Below are 403 nucleotides of genomic sequence, written 5' to 3'. Positions count from 1 at the left end.
CGCCATCACCAACCCCGGCACGAACAGCTACAAGCGCCTGGTGCCCGGCTTCGAAGCCCCCGTGAAGCTGGCCTACTCGGCCCGCAACCGCTCGGCCTCGATCCGCATCCCGTACGTGGCGAACCCGAAGGGTCGCCGCATCGAGGCGCGCTTCCCCGATCCTTCTGCCAACCCGTACCTGTGCTTCTCCGCACTGATGATGGCCGGCCTGGACGGCGTGGAAAACAAGATCCATCCGGGCGAAGCCGCCACGAAGGATCTCTACCATCTGCCGCCCGAGGAAGACAAGCTGGTGCCGACCGTGTGCCACAGCCTCGACCAGGCGCTCGAGTACCTGGACAAGGACCGCGCGTTCCTGACCAAGGGCGGCGTGTTCTCGGACTCCATGCTGGATGCCTACATC

General features: G+C 65.5%; 1 pseudogene. It reads left to right on the top strand.

Features of this window, described 5'->3' with window-relative positions:
• A pseudogene (glnA, locus tag KGA66_RS29490) lies at positions 1-403 on the top strand (glutamine synthetase); the annotation flags it as partial.

This window comes from Actinocrinis puniceicyclus (assembly GCF_018283645.1).
Classification (GTDB): Bacteria; Actinomycetota; Actinomycetes; order Streptomycetales; family Catenulisporaceae; genus Actinocrinis; species Actinocrinis puniceicyclus.
The sequence above is the reverse complement of the archived record's forward strand: the minus strand, read 5'-3'. Positions and strand labels throughout refer to the sequence as shown.